Source organism: Serratia sp. BNK-23 (genome assembly GCF_047456145.1).
Lineage (GTDB): Bacteria > Pseudomonadota > Gammaproteobacteria > Enterobacterales > Enterobacteriaceae > Serratia > Serratia nematodiphila.
This window is the reverse complement of the sequence record NZ_CP179900.1, coordinates 875,632-895,273: the sequence shown is the minus strand read 5'-3', so window position 1 is coordinate 895,273 and position 19,642 is coordinate 875,632. Positions and strand designations below refer to the sequence as shown.

General features: G+C 61.3%; 14 protein-coding genes and 3 tRNA genes. 7 read left to right on the top strand and 10 right to left on the bottom strand.

Annotated elements, in window-relative coordinates; genetic code table 11:
- The first annotated feature begins 15 nt into the window (after positions 1 to 15).
- The gene (xni, locus tag ACMGF9_RS04225) at positions 16 to 774 is read left to right on the top strand and encodes a flap endonuclease Xni (protein WP_414160553.1); all 759 of its coding nucleotides are present in this window, start codon (positions 16 to 18) and stop codon (positions 772 to 774) included.
- A 39-nt stretch (positions 775 to 813) separates the two neighbouring features.
- On the opposite strand, the gene rlmM is transcribed toward xni, so the two are convergent.
- From rlmM to ACMGF9_RS04205, 4 genes are all read right to left on the bottom strand, one after another.
- Entirely contained in the window at positions 814 to 1,917 is a 1,104-nt protein-coding gene (gene rlmM / locus ACMGF9_RS04220) for a 23S rRNA (cytidine(2498)-2'-O)-methyltransferase RlmM (RefSeq protein WP_015378905.1), read from the bottom strand.
- Complete coding sequence (locus ACMGF9_RS04215; RefSeq protein ID WP_021505660.1) at positions 1,910 to 2,305, bottom strand: DUF423 domain-containing protein; 396 nt, start codon at positions 2,303 to 2,305, stop codon at positions 1,910 to 1,912. Before ACMGF9_RS04215 ends, rlmM begins: the two co-directional genes overlap by 8 nt.
- Before the next feature lie 51 nt (positions 2,306 to 2,356).
- Positions 2,357 to 3,274, bottom strand: coding sequence for a transcriptional regulator GcvA (locus ACMGF9_RS04210; RefSeq protein ID WP_004931894.1), 918 nt, complete (start codon positions 3,272 to 3,274; stop codon positions 2,357 to 2,359).
- 385 nt (positions 3,275 to 3,659) lie between these two features.
- Complete coding sequence (locus ACMGF9_RS04205) at positions 3,660 to 3,884, bottom strand: YgdI/YgdR family lipoprotein (RefSeq protein ID WP_025304050.1); 225 nt, start codon at positions 3,882 to 3,884, stop codon at positions 3,660 to 3,662.
- A gap of 196 nt (positions 3,885 to 4,080) precedes the next feature.
- Here ACMGF9_RS04205 and csdA point away from each other — a divergent pair, with 196 nt between their 5' ends.
- Both csdA and csdE read left to right on the top strand, forming a co-directional pair.
- Positions 4,081 to 5,286, top strand: coding sequence for a cysteine desulfurase CsdA (gene csdA / locus ACMGF9_RS04200; RefSeq protein WP_015378907.1), 1,206 nt, complete (start codon positions 4,081 to 4,083; stop codon positions 5,284 to 5,286).
- Between the two features lie 19 nt (positions 5,287 to 5,305).
- Complete coding sequence (gene csdE / locus ACMGF9_RS04195) at positions 5,306 to 5,740, top strand: cysteine desulfurase sulfur acceptor subunit CsdE (protein WP_021505663.1); 435 nt, start codon at positions 5,306 to 5,308, stop codon at positions 5,738 to 5,740.
- Here csdE and tcdA read toward each other — a convergent pair.
- Complete coding sequence (tcdA, locus tag ACMGF9_RS04190) at positions 5,731 to 6,537, bottom strand: tRNA cyclic N6-threonylcarbamoyladenosine(37) synthase TcdA (RefSeq protein WP_004931886.1); 807 nt, start codon at positions 6,535 to 6,537, stop codon at positions 5,731 to 5,733. The genes csdE and tcdA overlap by 10 nt on opposite strands.
- 84 nt (positions 6,538 to 6,621) lie before the next feature.
- Complete coding sequence (gene mltA / locus ACMGF9_RS04185; RefSeq protein WP_004931884.1) at positions 6,622 to 7,758, bottom strand: murein transglycosylase A; 1,137 nt, start codon at positions 7,756 to 7,758, stop codon at positions 6,622 to 6,624.
- 216 nt (positions 7,759 to 7,974) lie between these two features.
- Here mltA and ACMGF9_RS04180 point away from each other — a divergent pair.
- The 3 genes from ACMGF9_RS04180 (at position 7,975) to ACMGF9_RS04170 (ending at position 8,328) form a co-directional block, all read left to right on the top strand.
- A tRNA-Met gene (locus ACMGF9_RS04180) sits at positions 7,975 to 8,051 on the top strand.
- A gap of 58 nt (positions 8,052 to 8,109) precedes the next feature.
- Positions 8,110 to 8,186, top strand: a tRNA-Met gene (locus ACMGF9_RS04175).
- A 65-nt stretch (positions 8,187 to 8,251) separates the two neighbouring features.
- Positions 8,252 to 8,328, top strand: a tRNA-Met gene (locus tag ACMGF9_RS04170).
- 90 nt (positions 8,329 to 8,418) lie between these two features.
- Here ACMGF9_RS04170 and amiC read toward each other — a convergent pair.
- Positions 8,419 to 9,672, bottom strand: coding sequence for an N-acetylmuramoyl-L-alanine amidase AmiC (gene amiC, locus ACMGF9_RS04165; protein ID WP_004931882.1), 1,254 nt, complete (start codon positions 9,670 to 9,672; stop codon positions 8,419 to 8,421).
- Between the two features lie 239 nt (positions 9,673 to 9,911).
- On the opposite strand from amiC, the gene argA reads away from it, so the two are divergent.
- Positions 9,912 to 11,237, top strand: a complete 1,326-nt coding sequence (argA, locus tag ACMGF9_RS04160; protein ID WP_004931881.1) for an amino-acid N-acetyltransferase — start codon at positions 9,912 to 9,914, stop codon at positions 11,235 to 11,237.
- A gap of 38 nt (positions 11,238 to 11,275) precedes the next feature.
- Here the strand turns inward: argA and recD are convergent, their stop codons facing one another.
- From recD to ptrA, 3 genes are read right to left on the bottom strand one after another with little or no spacing between them, the layout of a single operon-like run.
- Complete coding sequence (recD, locus tag ACMGF9_RS04155; RefSeq protein WP_414160551.1) at positions 11,276 to 13,126, bottom strand: exodeoxyribonuclease V subunit alpha; 1,851 nt, start codon at positions 13,124 to 13,126, stop codon at positions 11,276 to 11,278.
- Positions 13,123 to 16,674: an exodeoxyribonuclease V subunit beta gene (gene recB, locus ACMGF9_RS04150; protein ID WP_414160550.1), complete on the bottom strand. Its 3,552-nt coding sequence runs from the start codon at positions 16,672 to 16,674 to the stop codon at positions 13,123 to 13,125. The genes recD and recB overlap by 4 nt, the downstream gene beginning before the upstream one ends.
- Positions 16,671 to 19,559 carry a pitrilysin gene (gene ptrA, locus ACMGF9_RS04145; protein ID WP_261438686.1) on the bottom strand — a complete coding sequence of 963 codons (2,889 nt, stop codon included), beginning with the start codon at positions 19,557 to 19,559 and terminating at the stop codon, positions 16,671 to 16,673. Before ptrA ends, recB begins: the two co-directional genes overlap by 4 nt.
- Between the last annotated feature and the right edge of the window lie 83 nt (positions 19,560 to 19,642).

Here is a 19,642-nt window from a genome sequence, read left to right as displayed (position 1 = left end):
CTGACCTTACCGCCCATGATGATACACCTACTGATTGTCGACGCCCTGAACCTCATCCGCCGCATTCACGCCGTGCAGGGCTCCCCTTGCGTCAACGCCTGCCGCCACGCGCTGCAGCAGTTGCTCCAGCACAGCCGCCCGACCCACGCGGTGGCGGTATTCGACGAGGACGACCGCAGCGACAGCTGGCGCCACCAAATTCTGCCGGACTACAAGGCCGGGCGCTCGCCGATGCCGGAAAACCTGCAGCAGGAGATGCCGCAGCTGCGCGAGGCCTTCGCCGAGTTGGGCGTCGCCAGCTGGCATTCGCCCGGCAATGAGGCGGACGATCTGGCGGCCACGCTGGCGGCGAAGGTCGCCGGCGGTGGCCACCAGGTGACCATCGTCTCCACCGACAAAGGCTATTGCCAACTGCTGGCGCCGAACGTACAAATTCGCGATTACTTCCAGAAACGCTGGCTGGATATACCTTTCGTGCAACAGGAGTTTGGCGTGCAGCCGCAGCAGCTGCCGGACTACTGGGGGTTGGCGGGGATCGGCAGCAGCAAGATCCCCGGCGTGGCCGGCATCGGACCGAAAACCGCCGTGCTGCTGCTGCAGCAGTCGGGCAGTCTGGACGGGCTTTATCAGCACCTGGAGCAGGTGCCGGAAAAATGGCGCAGTAAGCTGGAGCAGCACCGCGAGCTGGCCTACGTCAGCAAACAAGTCGCCACGCTGCGCACCGATCTGTCGCTGGACGGCAACCTGCAGCAGCTGCGCCTGCCGATACAATAAGGGCGCTGCAAGCAGCGCCCTTCATCAGGTTTAACGCGGTTAATCGCGCTCGTCGCGGCGGCCCGGCACCGCCGACCACATGCGGCGCACGTGTACGGTGATCTCTTCACGATCGTGATACAGCTGCTTGGCGTGCACTTCAGCGCTGATGCCGGCGGCGCTCAACGCTTCGCGGATGTTCATCAGGTTTTGCGACACTTCCTCATAGCGCTTTTTCATCGGCAGTTTGAGGTTAAAGATCGCTTCGCGGCACCAGCCTTTCACCAGCCACTGAATCATCAGGCTGGTCACCTTCGCCGGTTTTTCCACCATGTCGCACACCAACCAATAGATCTTGCTGCTGTTCGGCTCGAACTTGAAGCCGTCGGCGCGGTGATGCGTTACCTGGCCGGTTTCCATCAGGCTCGGCGCCATCGGGCCGTTATCCACCGAATGCACCATCATGCTGCGTTTCACCAGCTGATAGGTCCAGCCGCCCGGGCAGGCCCCCAGATCGACTGCGTGCATGCCGCTGGCCAGGCGCTCGTCCCACTCGTCGGCGGGGATGAACACGTGGAACGCTTCTTCCAGCTTCAGCGTCGAGCGGCTCGGCGCATCGGCCGGGAAACGCAGACGCGGAATGCCCATATAGAACGGTGAGTTGTTGTTGCTGTAGGAATAACCGACGTAGCAGCAGCCCGGCGCGATGAAAAATACATGTACCACCGGGCGAGTCGGGTTCTCGCGCGCCATCAGCACCTTCTGCTCGCGCATCGCGGCGCGCAGCGGCACCGTCAGCTTGCGGCAGAACTTCATCAGCTCTTTGCTTTCGTTGGTGTCCGGCACTTCCACCCGCAGCTCGCCGCCGCGATCGACCACGCCGATCAACATGCCGACGATCGGCGATACCCGATCTTCCGGCGGCAGATCGCGCAGCAACTCCCCCACCACGATCATCTGGCGGGCGAAAATCAGTTCGCGGAACGGAATTTCCCGCGCCAAACGGTCGGCATCGTCCGGCTGATAGCATTCGAACAACACGTAACCGCTGTGCTCTTTTACCCGCGCAAAGCCGTAAATCTCCAGCTGGGCGGCTTTATCGGTGATCTCCGCCGCACACTCTTTTTCGAAGCCGGGGCGGCAGTACAACGCAATCTTATTCATGGCGCTCGGCCTTTTTCCTCAGACGCAAAGCGCCAATCAACATCAATATCCAGCCGATCAAGAAGCACACGCCGCCAACCGGCGTGATATATACCCAGACCTTCAGGTGCGACAGCGCCAGGCAATAGAGGCTGCCGCTGAACAACACGGTGCCGAACGCCAACAGCGCTCCGCTCCAGTAAAACCACAGGCTCACGCGGCGCTGCATCGCGATCGCCAGCGCCAGGATAGCCAGGGTGTGGAACCCCTGATACTCCAGCCCGGTGCGGATCCAGGCCATTTCGTTGGCGCCCAGCGTGCCGCTTAACACATGCGCGCCGAATGCGCCCAGCGCGACAAATACAAAGCCGCTGATAGCGGCGAAAACCAGCATGGAACGGCTGCTCATCGTGATCTATCCCATTAAAAATCACCGGCCGCGGCAAGGCGGCGGCCGGCCTTATTGTTCGTAGCGGAAGCGGAACTTCTCTTGTTCGCTGGCGGCACGCGCCAGGATCCACTGCCGGAAGGCGGCTATTTTACCCAGTTCTGCCTGGCTGTCATGACATACCAGATAAAAAGCATTTTTACTGACCAACACATCGTTGAACGGGCACACCAGACGACCGGCTTCAATCTCGGTTTGCGCCATCACGTTGTTCACCAGCGCCACGCCCTGACCGTGCACCGCCGCCTGCACCACCATGGCGCTGTGGCTGAAGATCGGCCCCTGCTGCACATTGATGTGTTGCAACCCCAGCTGGCGCGTATAGGCCAGCCAGTCACGGCGTGAAACGTCATGCAGCAACGTATGATAAGCCAGATCGTCTGCGGTTTTCAGCGGATGATCGCCGGTCAGCAGGCTCGGCGAACAAACCGGCAGCAGATATTCCGCATACAGGCGCTCGGCGCGCAGCCCCGGCCAATTGCCGCGGCCGTAGAAAATCGCCACATCGACGTCGTCCGCCAGCTTGTCTTCTTCGCGGTCCACCGCCTGGATGCGCACATCGATCCCCGGATAAGCTGAGTTAAAGCCGGACAAGCGCGGCACCAGCCACTGAATGGCGAAGCTCGGCGGCAGACTGACGGTCAATGCCCCCTTGGCGCTGCGCGCCTGCAGCTTGCGCGTCGCCTCGTTGATCGAAGAGAAGATCTCCTTGATATCGAGGTAGTAACTTTGCCCCTCTTCGGTCAGCAGCAGCGAGCGGTTGCGCCGACGAAACAGCTTCAGCCCGAGGAAGTCCTCCAGCGACTTGATCTGGTGGCTCACCGCGGCCTGGGTCACGAACAGCTCTTCCGCCGCCTTGGTGAAACTCAGGTGGCGAGCGGCCGCATCGAACACGCGCAGCGCATTGAGGGGAGGTAAGCGTTTAGACATTAAATTAGCTACTTTTGTGTAACATTAATCCGAATGATTCGGCGCCGAAAATCGGGCGGCTTTGCGTGGCAAGCCATCGGTAAACGCTAACGGCGTATTGCCATTAGTTTTTTTTATCCGAGCCATTATAATTTGTCCGTTGAGGATGCGCCAGCAAATACCTATAGTGGCGGCACTTCCCGGGCCGGAACGAAAAGGGAGTGGGTGTCGAGGACGCCGATGAACTTTTGGCTTGTGGTTGTGATGTTGTGTTTGCAAATTGTCCGGCGATTCCGGACATGGTAGCTAGGCTACTGTTTTTTCACTTCCTGTACATTTACCCTGTCTGTCCATAGTGATTTTATGCAGCACCGCAAAACTTGCGGTGCTTTTTTTTGCCTGACGGTTACTGGTTGCTTTCAACCATCTCTTTCACATCGGCGCGGTTGATCTGTTGCTCGACGCCGTTGGCGTCTTTATAGCTGATCATGCCGGTATCGTTATCCACTTTAGGCTTACCGTCAGCGACAATGGTGCGTCCGTCATTGGTATGCATCACGTAGTTGCTGGAACAGGCGGCCAGGGTGAACGTAAGCATCAGGGCAGAGAGAACTGCGGCTGTTTTCTTCATTGAGGACTCCTTTGTAGTTTTAAATGCTGATAAATACCTTTTATGTGTATAGATGCGATTAATAAGCGCACGTTTAATAGCATAACAAACTTTCCCAATTTTGCCAGGCGATAAGTCCTAATCGGCGCGAACGCTTGTCTCCGGCGGCAAAATAGGACAGGATCACCCATCGACTCAAGCCAGTGACAATCAGGGTATGACGCCTTTTAACCCCAGCCTTTTTCGCCAACAGTTTCCCGCGCTCGCGCAGGACGGCATCTATCTGGACAGCGCCGCCACCGCGTTGAAACCGCAGGCGGTGATCGACGCCACGCAGCAGTTTTATCGCGACGACGCCGCCACCGTGCACCGCAGCCAGCATCGGGCGGCGCAGGATCTGACCGCCCGTTTCGAGCAGGCGCGCGGCCAGGTCGCGCAACTGATCCATGCGCCGTCGGCCGACGACATCGTCTGGACGCGCGGCACCACCGAGGCGATCAACCTGGTGGCACAGAGCTACCTGCGCCCGCGTCTGCAGCCAGATGATGAAATTCTGGTGAGCGAAGCGGAACACCACGCCAACCTGATCCCCTGGCTGATGGTGGCGGAGCAAACCGGCGCGCGGGTGGTGAAACTGCCGATCGGCGCCGATCGGTTGCCGGACCTGGCGCAGCTGCCCGCCCTGCTCAATGACAAAACCCGCCTGTTGGCGCTGGGGCAAATGTCCAACGTCACCGGCGGCTGCCCGGATCTGGCGCCGGCTATCGCGCTGGCCCATGCCGCCGGCGCGCGCGTGATGATCGACGGCGCCCAGGGCGTGGTGCACGGCCCGGCCGACGTACAGCGGCTCGACATCGATTTTTACGCCTTCTCCGGCCACAAGCTGTATGGCCCGACCGGCATCGGCGCGCTGTACGGCAAAGCCGAGCTGCTGGCGCAGATGGCGCCGTGGCAAGGAGGGGGAAAGATGCTGATCCAGGCGTCGTTCGACGGCTTTACCCCGCAAAAGCCGCCGCACTGCTTCGAGGCCGGCACGCCAAACATCGCCGGCGTGCTGGGATTGGCCGCTGCGCTCACCTGGCTCAGCGAACAGGATATGGCGGCGGCGGAGCGCTACAGCCGCGAGCTGGCGGACCGGGCGGAACAGCGGTTGGCGCAGCTGCCGGGCTTTCGCAGCTTCCGCAGTTCCGGTTCCAGCCTGCTGGCGTTCGATATCGCCGGCGTACACCACAGCGACATCATCACGCTGCTGGCGGAGCAAGGCATTGCGCTGCGCGCCGGCCAGCACTGTGCGCAGCCGCTGATGGCGGCGTTAGGCGTCAGCGGCACGCTGCGCGCGTCGTTCGCTCCCTACAATACTCAACAGGACGTCGATACGCTGGTCAGCGCGTTAACTTACGCCCTCGATCTGCTGGCCGACTGACTTGACTCCCGGAGACGCTATGCTCGCCCCCCATCCTTTTGGCCGAGAGATCACCGCCGACGCGTTGATCGCCACCTTCAGCGCACTGAAACAGTGGGAAGACCGCTACCGCCAGCTGATTATGCTCGCAAAACGGCTGCCGCCGCTGCCGGAAGCCTTGCGCAGTGAAGAAATGGCATTGAGCGGTTGTGAAAACCGCGTCTGGCTGGGGCACCAGTTGCTGGAAGACGGCACGCTGCACTTCTATGGCGACAGCGAAGGCCGCATCGTGCGCGGCCTGCTGGCGGTGCTGCTGACCGAAGTGGAAGGGAAAACGCCGCCGCAGATCGCCGCAATGGATCCGCTGGCGCTGTTCGACCGCCTGGCATTGCGCGCGCAGCTGAGCGCCACCCGCGCCAGCGGCCTGGCGGCGTTGGCCGCCGCCGTAAAGGCGATCGCCGCCCGTTACGCCTGACGCGCCGCCTTCGCCACCATCTTTTTCAGCGCGTGCGACACGGCGACGAAGCCGAAGGTGGCGGTGACCATGGTCGCCGCGCCGAAACCTGCGCTGCAATCCATTCTTTTCGGCCCTTCCGCCGTGCTGCGCGAAGCGCATACCGAGCCGTCCGGCTGCGGATAAACCAGCGGCTCGCTGGAGAAGACACAGTCGATGCCCAGCTTGCCCTTGCCGTTTTTCACCACGTTGAAATCGTGCTTCAGCCGCTCGCGCAGTTTGGCGGCCAGCGGATCCTGAATAGTCTTCGCCAGATCGGCCACTTCGATTTTAGTCGGGTCTATTTGCCCGCCGGCGCCGCCGGTAGTCACCACCGGGATCTTGAAACGGCGGCAGTAGGACAGCAGCGCCGCCTTCGGCCGCACGCTGTCGATGGCGTCGATGACATAGCTGAAGTTATGGTCCAGCAGCTCGGCGACGTTGTCCGGGGTAATGAAATCATCGATGCAGGTCACCCGGCATTCCGGGTTAATCGCCAGGATACGCTCCGCCATCACCTCGGTTTTGGATTGCCCGACATGCTGACGCAATGCGTGGATTTGACGATTGGTATTGGTGACGCAGACATCATCCATGTCGATCAGGGTGATGGCGCCGATGCCGGTGCGCGCCAGCGCCTCAGCCGCCCAGGAACCCACGCCGCCGATGCCGATCACGCAGACGTGTGCCTGCGCGAACACCGCCAGCGCCTGCTGGCCGTACAACCGCGCCGTGCCGCCGAAACGCTGCAGATAGGCTTCCGAATAAGCTGTGCTCATAACGCTTTAATTACCTTCGTAATGCAAATGATAAGGGCCGGAAAATCCGGCCCTTGCGGGTCAATCTTTTCACGCCGTATGCGTTTAGCGGGTGGCCAGCAACGAACCGCCGCCGTTTGACTGATTGGCGCTGAACAGCTGGCCACCGCCGTTGTTCTTCAGCACCCAGACGCGGCCGTAGTGGTTGTAGTACCCCGCCGAGTGGCCGGCTTCCGGCCCGATGCCCTGATACATGTCAAAATGCTGGCCCTTGATGGCGCCGCCCACGTCGAGCGCGACCATCAGACGCATCTCGTATTTTCCCGTGAATTTACCCTTGTTGTCCAGCAGCGGCACTTCGGCCAGCAGCGTGGTGCCCGCCGGGATCAGCGAACGGTCGGAAGCCACCGAGGCTTTGGCAATCAGCGGCACCGCACTGGCGCCTTTCACCGGCGCAAAAGCTTCCGGGCGGAAGAACACGAACGACGGGTTCTGCTCCAGCAGCTCACGCACCTCTGCGGCGCTGTGGGTATCCGCCCACTGACGGATCGCCTGCATCGACATGTCCGCCTTGGCCACTTCGCCGCGATCGATCAGCACCTTGCCGATGCTGCGATAGGCGTGGCCGTTCTTGCCGCCGTAACCGAAGAACACCAGCGGCTGGCCGTTGCCGTAGTCGACATAACCGCTGCCCTGGACTTCCATCATGAAGTTGTCCATCAGCGAGTTGGTGTAAGCGATGATATAGCGATCGTCGAGCGCGCCGGAGTAGATGCCCGCGCGATCCGGCAAGCGGCCCCTGCCCTTCGGCGGCATGCGGTACAGCGGATAGCGGAACTCGCCCTGTTGGGTATAGCGCGCCTGCACCACCGGCGTATAGTAGCCGGTAAACTGCACGTTGCCGTAATTGTCGACGCCTTCCATCTGGTAAGCGCTGAGGCCGTACTGGCTCAGCATGCGCGTGTCGGCGCCGGACGCCATCCAGCTTTGCACCGCCTGATAGGTGCTGTTGTTGCGGTTAAACAGCGAAGGCGACGCGTACTTGATCTCCATCAGCTGATCCGAGTAATCCTTGGCGTTGACCGGCGAACCTTTGGCGTTGGGCTGATTGACCAGCTCCAGCGATTGATCCAGACGGCCGTCCTTATATTGCTGACCCCGATCGGTCGGCTTGGACGAACAGCCCGCCAACACCGCCACCATCAACCCGCCCAGCAGGTATTTGCCCCAACGTCCTTTCATCGCGCACACTCTCAAACTGATATGATCTACCGGCTGAACGATAACAAACGCTCATTGATAAAGGAATCGCTGCAAATAAAAAAAGCCGCACGGAGGATGGTGATGAAAAAGAAGGCAAATTGCGGGCAAATTCAGCAGAAAAACGGGTTTAGGGCAATAAAATGCAAAAAGGGTTTGCAACAAAACGCATGGAGAGTATAGTGCGCATCCATCGGACGCGGGGTGGAGCAGCCTGGTAGCTCGTCGGGCTCATAACCCGAAGGTCGTCGGTTCAAATCCGGCCCCCGCAACCAACCGATGCCGCATTGGCGGTATTTTTCGTTTGGTTTCGATAACAAAGTATTACACGGACGCGGGGTGGAGCAGCCTGGTAGCTCGTCGGGCTCATAACCCGAAGGTCGTCGGTTCAAATCCGGCCCCCGCAACCAACCGAATGCCGTACCAGCGGCATAAAATGAACGGTGGTTTCGTCGTAATACCGCATCAAGACGGACGCGGGGTGGAGCAGCCTGGTAGCTCGTCGGGCTCATAACCCGAAGGTCGTCGGTTCAAATCCGGCCCCCGCAACCAACTCTTGATGACAACAGATAAGCACCCTGACGGGTGTTTTTTTGTATCTGCAATCCGCGAAAATAGCCGGACTCGCGCCCGGCCCTGCCGTTATCGACTCGCCAGCGCGCCGCCGTTGGCGAAATAAGCCTTGATGCCCGCCAGAATCGACTCCGCCACCTGCTGCTGGAAGTGGCTGGTGCGCAGCTTGCGCTCCTCTTCGATGTTGCTGATAAACGCCGTTTCCACCAGGATCGACGGGATATCCGGCGCCTTCAACACCGCAAAACCGGCCTGATCGACGCGATTCTTGTGCAACCGGTTGATTTTGCCCATCCGGTTCAACACTTCCTTGCCGAATTTCAGGCTGTCGTTGATGGTCGCGGTCTGGATCAGATCGAACATGGTGTGGTCGAGATAGCGGTCGCCGCTCTTGCTGACGCCGCCGATTTGGTCCGAGGCATTCTGCGTCTGCGCCAGGAACTTGGCCGCCGAGCTGGTGGCGCCTTTGGTGGACAATGCGAACACCGATGACCCGCGCGCAGCGCGGCTGGTGAAGGCGTCGGCATGAATCGAAACGAACAGATCGGCGCGCTGCTTGCGCGCCTTGGCGACGCGCACCTTGAGCGGAATAAACACGTCCTCATTACGCGTCATGAACACTTTCATGTTCGGCTCGCGCTTGATCATGGCGCTCAGCTTGCGGGCAATCTGCAGTACGATGTCTTTCTCGCGCGTCTTGTACTTGCCGATCGCGCCGGGATCTTCGCCGCCGTGGCCGGGATCCAGCATGATGACGATCGGCCGATCGCGCCCCGCTTTGCCGGCCTGCGGCGCTTCCGGCGGCAGCGTGCGCTCCAGATCGCCCTTGTTGTAATCTTCCAGTAACGCCAGTAGCGGATCATATTCCTCGCCGCCGCTGCCGCCCTTGGTCGGATAGAGATCCATCACCAGACGGTTGCGATACTCCGGCACCGGCGCCAGCGTGAAAATATGCGGGCTGACGCTTTGTTTGAGCTCCAGCACCAGCCGCACGGTATTCTGATCGAACTGGCCGACGCGCGCCTGCTTGAGATAAGGATCGTCGGCGCGCACCTGCCCGGCGATGCCCTTCAGCACGCTGTTGAGGTGAACGCCTTCGATATCCACCACCACGCGATCGGGATTGGTCAGGGCGAACTGCTTGTATTTCAGCTCGACGTTGGATTCCAGCGTGACGCGGGTATAGGTGGAGGATGGCCAGACGCGCACGGCGATCACGTGCGATGATGCGGCGAAGCCCGTACGACTCACACTCAGCAACCAGCTGGCGGCAACGCCCTGTAATAAACGACGGCGGCCCAGATTGTGATTAGCGTTTGGCATGCGGCTCCGGCAGTAATAGCTGTTTACAACAGATGAAAAAAACACCAATGAAATGGGGATGCCGAAAACTTTAACCAATCATTCCAGCCCTGTCATCAGAAAATCTTTTTATGGTTTTTCAATTTATTAACGATTTAGCGCCCTTAGCGCACGCTTCATGACGATTTCCCACTTGCCATCGGCGCAATAAAAGAATAAAAATACAAAAATATCGTATAAATATGCAAAGAGGTTTGGCCGTGAAGGAACGTAGTACAGAGCTGGTGCAAGGATTCCGTCACTCAGTCCCCTATATCAACGCCCACCGCGGCAAGACGTTCGTCATCATGCTCGGCGGGGAAGCCATCGAACACGAGAATTTCTCCAACATCGTCAACGATATCGGGTTGCTGCATAGCCTGGGCATTCGCCTGGTGGTGGTTTACGGCGCGCGGCCGCAGATCGACGCCAATCTGGCTCAGCATAACTATGAGCCGATCTACCACAAACACACCCGCGTGACCGACGCCCATACGCTCGAACTGGTCAAGCAGGCCGCCGGCCTGCTGCAGCTCGACATCACCGCTCGGCTGTCGATGAGCCTCAACAACACGCCACTGCAGGGCGCGCATATTAACGTGGTCAGCGGCAACTTCATCATCGCGCAGCCGCTGGGCGTCGATGACGGCATCGACTACTGCCACAGCGGCCGCATTCGCCGCATCGATGAAGAAGCGATCCACCGTCAGCTCGACAGCAACGCCATCGTGCTGATCGGCCCGGTCGCGGTTTCGGTCACCGGCGAGAGCTTCAACCTGACCTCGGAAGAAGTGGCCACCCAGTTGGCGATCAAGCTGAAGGCGGAAAAAATGATCGGTTTCTGCTCCTCACAGGGCGTGACCGACGCGGAAGGCAACATCCTTTCCGAGCTGTTCCCCAACGACGCGCAAAAGCGTCTTGAAGAGCTGGAGGAAGGCGGTGACTACCATTCCGGCACCGTGCGCTTCCTGCGCGGCGCGGTGAAAGGCTGCCGCAGCGGCGTGCGCCGCAGCCACCTGATCAGCTACCAGGAAGACGGTGCGCTGGTGCAGGAACTGTTCTCGCGCGACGGCATCGGCACCCAAATCGTGATGGAGAGCGCCGAACAGGTGCGCCGGGCGACGATCAACGACATCGGCGGTATTCTGGAACTCATTCGGCCGCTCGAACAGCAGGGTATTCTGGTGCGCCGTTCGCGTGAACAGCTGGAGATGGAGATCGACAAATTCACCATTATCGAACGCGACAACCTGACCATCGCCTGCGCGGCGCTGTACCCGTTCCTGGAGGAAAAAATCGGTGAAATGGCCTGCGTGGCGGTGCATCCCGATTACCGCAGCTCTTCGCGCGGCGAAATGCTGCTGCAGCGGGTGGAAAATCAGGCGCGGCAGATGGGATTGAAGAAGCTGTTCGTGCTGACCACCCGCAGCATCCACTGGTTCCAGGAGCGTGGCTTCACCCCGGCGGAGGTCGACGTGCTGCCGATGCAGAAGCAGGCGTTGTACAACTACCAACGCCGCTCCAAAATTCTGCTGGCGGATCTGTAATCCCTGTTGGCGCGGCCGCTACCGCGCCCCTTCATCGCTTATTCCGTTGCCTGCAGCCGTTCAGCCAATCCGCTGCGGCGCTGGGTCGGCATACGAATGGCCCGCAGCAGCACCGCCTCCGTGGCATACAGCGAGAGCTGCTTACGCGCGCGAGTGATCGCGGTATAGACCAATTCACGCGTCAGCACCGGCAGGAAGTGATTCGGCAACACCAGCACCGTATGGTCAAACTCCGATCCCTGAGATTTGTGCACCGTCATGGCATAGGCGGTTTCATGCGCCGGCAAACGGCTCGGCTGCACCGACTTGATGCTTCCATCCGGCAGTTGGAAATGCACGCGCAGCTCGCCGCGCTCATCCGGCAGCGTAATGCCGATATCCCCATTGAATAACCCCAGCGCGCTGTCGTTGCGGCCGATCATCACCGGCCGCCCCCGATACCAGCGGCCGAGAACGCCCGGTTTGCGGTCGATCAGACCGGCGCGCTGCAGCCCGAGTTCAATACGTTCATTCAGGCCGGCAACGCCGAAAGGCCCTTCACGCAGCGCGCACAGCACCTGGAAGCGGCTAAAGGCGGCCAGCACCGCCGCCGCATCCGCGCCTTCGGCAGTCAGCCGCAGATAGTCGCGATAGTCCGCCACGCAGGCATCCAGCAGCGCCTGATACTCTTCGCTCGTCGCCAGCGCATAGCCCGCGACATCGCCGAAACTGCCGCTTAAGGCTGCCAGCGCGCGCTCCCCGGCACCGGCGTTAACCGCCAACGCCAGTTGGCCGATGCCGGAGCGGGCATCGAAGCGATAGCTCTTGCGCAGCAGGCATAGGCTGTCACGCACCGCCGCTTCCGCGTCGGCCTGCCGCCCTTCGAGCGAACAGCCGGTCAGGCGGCTTAGCTCTGCAGCACGCGCATCGCTGTATCCCTGCTCGGCAAAACGGCAAATGTCCCCCAGCACCGCGCCGGCCTCCACCGAGGCCAGCTGATCGCGATCGCCGAGGAAAATCACCCGGGCCCGATCGGGCAACGCCGCAATCAGGCGCGCCATCATCGGTAGATCGACCATCGAGGCCTCATCCACCACCAGTACATCCAAATGCAGCCGGTTGCCGCGGTGATAGCGCATGCGCTGACTGTTGGGTTGCGCCCCCAACAGGCGGTGCAACGTCGCCGCCTCCGTCGGGAACAAGGCCTGCTGCGCCGGGGTCAACGCCAGCTGACGGCTGGCGCTGCCAAGCGACTCCGTCAAGCGCGCCGCCGCCTTGCCGGTTGGCGCCGCCAGCTGAATGCGCAAGCGCGCGCTTTCATCCAACTGCACCAGCGCCGCCAACAGCTTGGCGACGGTGGTGGTTTTACCGGTGCCCGGCCCGCCGGAAATGACCGCAATGCGCCGCGTGGCGGCTACCGCGGCGGCGATCTTCTGCCAATCGGGTTCGTCGCTCGCCGAACCGAACAAGCGGTCGAGAATAGTGCGCAGTTCAGCCTCCGGCACCGCCAGCGACTCGCCTTCGCCGCCGATAAACGCCGCCACTTCACCTTCGTTTTGCCACATGCGCTGCAGATACAAGCGCGGCCCGCGCAGCACCAGCGGCGTAGCGCTACTGCCGTCCCCGACCGCAGCGCTGGCCGCCAGGCGCTGCTGCCAACGCTCGCTATCCGGTCGCCCGGCCGCCTCCCACAGCGCCAGCGCCAGCGCCGGTTGGCGCCCTTCAAACAGCGTATCCGCCTGCAGCTGCTCCAGCATCAGACAGACGTGACCGGCCCCCGCCTCTGCGCTCAGGCAGGCGGCGGCCAGCAAAATATCGGGCTCGTCTTCGTTCGCCACCACGCGGGCGAACTGCACGTCCAGCGGGCGCAACACGCCAAGCGCCACCGCCTGCTCCAGCAGTGCGATCATGATCCTTCCTCCGTCGCCGCAGCTTCGCCGCTGAACAAGCGATCCATCCCCGCCACCAGCTCAAACTCGGGAAGACAGGTGAAAATGCCGTTGCCCGGGTGCGCCGCATCCACGCCGCGCAGGAACAGATAAATCACCCCGCCGAAATGGCGCCGGTAATCGTAATCCGGCAGCCGATGACGCAGATAACGGTGCAGCGCCAGCGTATACAGCTGATATTGCAGATCGTAACGATGCTCCGCCATCGCCTGCTCCATCGCCGGCCGGGTATAGGCGCTGCTGTCTTCCCCTAACCAGTTGGACTTGTAGTCCAGCAGGTAGTATTTGCCCTGCCAACAGAACACCAGGTCGATAAAGCCTTTCAGCATGCCCTGCACCTGATGGAAATCCAGCGCCGGGCAGCGGGCGGAAAGCGGATCGTAACGCTTCACCAGAGCATCGAGCTCCTTCGCCTGCAACAACCGGTTGATCGGCAAATAGAACTGCAGCTCCGCCTGCTTGTGCTGCGGCGTTAACGCCGCCAGCGTCACGCCGCTGTCATCGAGCGGCGTGTTGAGTAGCACCTGCATCCACGCCAGCAGTATCGGTTGCCAGTGTTCGGCGAACCCTTGCTGCTGCAGCTGTTCCAGCAGCCACTGTTCGTCGAGCGGCTGGGTGAAGTCCAGCGTTTCGAACAGGCTGTGCAGGAAGGTGCCGGGCGTTGCGCCGCGCGGGAAGGTATGCGGTGTAAGCGCTGGCTCACTTTCTTCCCCGCGCTCACCGGCCGCGTCGACATCCAGACGCGGCAGCAGATCCTGCATCAGGCTCGCGCCGTGCTGTTGCAAACCGGTATAGCTGGTCACCCGCCAAAAATCCTGGATCCGTCGGGTAAAGCTTTTCGCCGCCAACGCTTCGGCCAGCGACGCCTGGGGTTGCCAGGGTTCTGCATCCGGCGGTTCAACCAGCGACAGCGCGATACCGCCGCCCGCCAATTGCTGCAGCCGCTCCTGCAGATACACGGCGTCGCCGGGCTGCCCGCCCTGCACCAGATAGCCCAATGCGCTGCGGTGCAGATCGGTATCGCCCTGTTTCTTGCGCGTGCCCTGGAACAGCGGCGCGATGCCGATGCTGCAGTGGTACACCGAGCGGGTCAGCGCCACGTACAGCAGACGCAGATCTTCCGCCAAGCGCTCCTCCTCCGCCCAGGCCTGGCTCTCTTCATTGGCGTCGAGGTCCAGCAACGCCTGGAAACTGTGGCGATCGTGATACAGCGCCTGCTGCTGCTGGCGGAAGTTGCCGACGAACGGCAGCCACACCAGATCGAACTCCAGCCCCTTGGACTTGTGGATCGTGATCACCTGCACCAGATGCCGGTCGCTCTCCAGCCGCAGCTGCTGATTGTCGGACTGGCGATTAGGCTGGGCGATCTGCTGCGCCAGCCAGCGCACCAGCGCATGCTCGCTGTCGAGCTGCGCCGCCGCTTCTTGCAACAGCTCCCCCAGATGCAGCACGTCGGTCAAGCGACGCTCGCCGCCGGCGCTGGCCAGCAGGTTCTCCGCCAGTTGGCGCGCTTTCATCACCTCGCTCAGCATCGGCAACACGCCGCGGCGCAGCCAGAGCGTGCGGTAATTGTCGAATTCATTAACCAGCGCGTCCCAGGCGCGCTCATCGCGGCTCAGGCCGTCCAGCGTCGGCGCGTCCAGCCCCATCAGCCCGGTGGCCATGGCGCTGCGCAGCGTACGCTCCTGCTCCGGTGCCAACACCGCCTGCAGCAACCACAGCAGGTCTTTGGCCTCCGGGGTGTCAAACACGCTGTCGCGGTTGGACAGGTAGACCGACGGGATAGACAGCGCGCTGAGCGCATCGCGCACCAACGCCGCCTCATTGCGGCTGCGCACCAGCACCGTGATATCGGAGGCTTGTACCGGCCGTGACGCCTTGCCGCTCTGCAGCCGCGCCAGCCCCTGCTGCCCGGCGCTGAGCCAGTCGCGAATTTGCGTGGCGCACAGGCGCGCCATCAGCTGTTGGTAATCACTTACACCCACGCCTTCTCCCTGCTGCAGCCAGAACTGCATCGCCGGCTGCGGCGTGCCGTGCAATTCAAACGCCAGCCCTTGGTTCTTTTCCGCCGCGTTAACCTCAATAAAGGGGATTTGGCCGAACAGGAAAGGTTTTTCTACCTGAGAAAACAGGTGATTGACGCTGGCGACCATCGACGGCGACGAGCGCCAGTTGGTCTCCAGCGTATAGTGGGCGCTCACCTCTGAACGCGCACGCATGTAGGTAAAGATGTCGGCGCCGCGAAAGGCGTAAATCGCCTGCTTGGGATCGCCGATCAGCAGCAGGCCGCAATCGGGCCGGCCGACGTAAAGTTTTTGGAAAATACGGTATTGCTGCGGATCGGTATCCTGGAATTCATCGATCATCGCCACCGGATAGCGCTGGCGGATCGCCTGCGCCAGCTGTTCGCCGCCGCCGCTTTGCAGGGCGCCGTCCAGCCGGCTGAGCAGGTCGTCAAACCCCAGCTCGGCGCGCTGGCGCTTTTCCTGCTGAATGGAAGTGCGGATCTCGCTGAGCGCACGCGCCATGATCAGGTCGCGCAGCGTCAAGGGTTCATCGAACAGCTCATCTATCGCCGTGAACAGCGCATGACGCGGCGGCTCGCCCTTCTTGGTCTTCTCCAGCAGCACCGACTGGCGAAATTTATCCAGTTCCTTCGGCAGCTGGTAGTCCTGAGTCTCCTGCCCGCTCCATTCGCCGACCTCGTTCAGCCAGTTCGGCAGGTGTTTACTGCTGTAGCTGCGCTTATCGACGCCGGACTGGGCGATTAACGCCTCAAGATCGCCCGCCGCCGCCCGCCATTGCGCCTTGATGGCGTCGATGCGCGCGACGATCTGCTCGTGGCGCATCAGGACGGTTTCTTCGTCCTTCGGCGGCCGCCGCAGCGCCGGCGCTTCACCGTGCAGATAGCCGGAGAGATCGGCCAGCAACGCTTCCGGGCCGCTCCACTCCAGGCTGACCGCACGCGCCACGCCCAGCGGCAACGGATAGCAGTGGCGACGCCAAAAGTCGGCACAGGCCTGCCGCCGCAGCGGCAGCTCGTCCTGCACCAGCGTTTGTTCAAACAACATGCCGGACTCGAAGGCGTTGTGCGTCAGCATCCGTTGGCAAAAGCCGTGAATGGTGTAGATCGCCGCTTCGTCCATTTGCCGCTCCGCCGCCAGCAGCTGTGAGGCGGCGTCGCTCAAATCGTCAATTTCTTCCATCAGCGCCGAAAACAACGGGTTGACGCTGACACCGCGCACGCAGGCGATGCGCAGCCCGTGGATATTGTCGCGGATGCGCCCGCGCAGCTCCTCGGTGGCGGCCTCGGTAAAGGTCACCACCAGGATTTCTTCGACCGTCAGCGGGCGGGGAAACGCCGCGTCACCGCCCAACCCCAGCAGCAAGCGCAGGTACAGCGCGCCGATGGTAAAAGTTTTGCCGGTGCCCGCCGACGCTTCTATCAGGCGTTCGCCGAACAGCGGCAACGACAGCGGCTCCAGCCTCTGCGGGGCAATTTCCGTCATGGTGTTGCCACTTTACGCGGCAAAATCTGCTGCAATGCCGACGCGTTCGGATAGGTAACCCAATCCTTAGGCGCCGCGTAATCCGCCTTGTTTTGCCCGCTGCCGCTGACCTGCGACAGCACCGCCAGCCCCTGCGGCTGGATCACCGCCTGGTGGAAATAATCCGCCAGTTTGGCCGGCGTCAGCTGTTGCACCTGCGCGATCAGTTTCTGACGAGTATCGAAGGCGAAGTTGCCGCGATCGAAATCGTTGGCGAACCGGCTGGCCTCTTCGCTGAGAGTTTGCGGCCGCTGTTTGAGTTCGTTGATCAGCGCCTGTTTGTACTGCTCAAAATCGGCCTCGCTCATTTCACGCAGGCGTTTCTCGGTTTTCGGGTAGAAATCCTGATAGCGCTGGTACAGGTAGGCCGGCTGTTTGCTGTTGCTCTGCAACAGGAAGCCAACGCCCCACTGGCGGCCCACGGACATCGGGAAGGCAAAGACCGCATACCCCAATTGTTCCTGAGTGCGCAGCTGGCTGTAGAACCACGGCTGAATAATCTGCCCCAACAGCGAGCTATAGGCCATGCCGGTCACTTCGTCGTAACCGGTCGGTACATAGACCGCCGCCAGCGCCGAGTCGGTGCTGCTGCCTACCTGTTGCAGGTTGGCCAGATGATCCTTGTCCACCACCACGTCTTCGCCGTGCCACCATTCGCTCCCGGTACAGCCCAGACGATGTTTCAGCGTCGACGCCAACGTGTCGACCTGCTGCTTGCTCATGTTGCCCACTACCAGCAGCTCCGGCGTGGCCTCGGCCAGCAGGCTGTCGCGATAGGCCAGCACGTCTTTCAGCGTTAACGTCTTCAGCACTTCGCGGCGCTCGCTGCGTTCGGAATACGGCACGCGGGAAACCATCTGCACCGGCTGAATGGCCAGCTCAAACGCCTTGCCCTTCTCGGCGGCGTCCAGCTGCTCCAGATACCAGGACTTGGCCTGCGCCAGCTGATCTTCCGTCGGCGTGAAGCTGGAATAGCCCTCGATCAGCGCCGTCAGCAACTGCGGCAGACGCTGGGTGAAACCGTTGGCGTTAAACATCAGGCCGTTGTTCGGCGAGGTCGAGAAGCTCAGCCCACCGACCGATGCCTGATAGCTCAGCTGATCCAGCGCCAGGCCGGCCAGATAATCCGTCAGCGAGAACAGCACCTGATTGCGCGCGGAATCCATGGTCTTGGCGTTGCGGAAAGCGACGGTGACGTCGGCCTTCGGCTCGTCGGCGAAGTAACGACTCGGCATGTACAACACGCGCAGGCCGGGCTTATCCACCACCATTTCCGGCTTTTTGAACTCGTGCGATGGTTTGGTCAGGGTGAAATCATCTGGAATGTACGGGTTGAGCGCCGGCAATGACAGGGAAATGCCGCTGCCCAACTGCTGCCACTGCGTAAAGCGCTGCGGCGTGATTTTGTCGACCTGGTAAGGCGCATTGACGAAATAGGCCGTCTTGTTGTGCGGTTCATCCGGGCTGACGAACCAGATGCGCGCATTTTGCGGCGTCATGGCGTCCAGGCGTTCGGCGATCGCCTTAGGATCATAGCGATCGGCCAGGTAAGGCGCGTCCAGCGCATGCTCAACCGGCACGCGCAGCATAGTGTCCACCAGCCATTCGATGTAGTCCATGTCGCGCGTGATCGAGGGATAGCGGAAGTCCAGGTTCAGAACATGCGAGATTTCATCGAAGTAGCTCTGCTTGATGCCCTCGCTGCGCAGCATTTTCAAGTAGTTGAAAATGGCGGCGACGACCTCATCGCGCTGGGCCAGGCCTTTGTCAGTAAGTGAAACGCTGATGGCGAAGACGCCGCCGTTGCGATCCACCATCGGATCGGCGCCGGCATTGATGGCGTCCGCCAACCCTTGCTTCTGCAGCCAGTCAGACAGGGTGTTTTTACTGCGGTTGCCGATCAGGTAGCTGATGTAGGTATCGGTTTTGCTGCGAAACGCGGCGCTGTTGTTATCGATGCGGAACTCGACCTTCAGCTGCTTGCGCGGCTGCGCCGGCACATAGTGAATGATGATGCCCTGCTGTTCCGGCGTGACGGCCGGCACGGTGATCGGCGGCACGCTGGCGTCATGATTCGGCACGCGGCCAAAGGTTTTCGCCGCAATGCCAGCCAACTGCGGCAGCGACTGATTACCGTACAAAACGCCCATCATCAGATTGGCGGAATAGTAACGCTTATAGAAGCCGGTCAGTTCATCGTGCAACTTGCTGTCCGGCTTGTCTTTCAACGTATCGAGATTGCCGCCGGAGAAGCGCGCGCTCGGGTGCGCCGGGTTCAGGGTTTCCGCGCCGACCTGCGCCATGCGCATGCCGTCGCGCGAACGCGCCATCGTTAACTCGGCGTTCACCGCGTTACGCTCGCGATCGGCATTGCCCGGATCCAGCAGCGGCTCGGCAATGGCGTCGGCCATGCGGTCGACCGCCGGCTCCAGCGCGTCATTTTCCACTTCCAGATAGAAGGCGGTGCGATAAGAGGCCGTGCTGGCGTTGTGGCTGCCGCCGTGCTTTTTCAGGAATTCGGACAGGTTTTCCGGCTCTGGATAGCGTTTGGAGCCCATCAGCACCATATGTTCCAGATAGTGCGCCAATCCCAGTTGGCTGTTCGGATCTTCGAGCGATCCAACCGGCAATGCCAGCGCCGCCAGCGATTTCGGCGCCTGGGCATCGGACACCAGCAGCACCGTCATGCCGTTAGCCAACTTGATCGCCTCGTACTGACGCGGATCGTGCTCGCTCTTGTTGATCTTCTCCGCCAGCGGTTGCCATCCTTGTGCGGCCCAACTCAACGGCGCCCAACACATAGCCAATAATACCAGCCCGGTGATGCGGGCCAACTGTCTGCGCATATCCAAAATAAACCCCTATTCTGACATCGCCACGCCCACTCCCTGACGCTGGCGACGTACATCAAAACCACATAACCAAATCT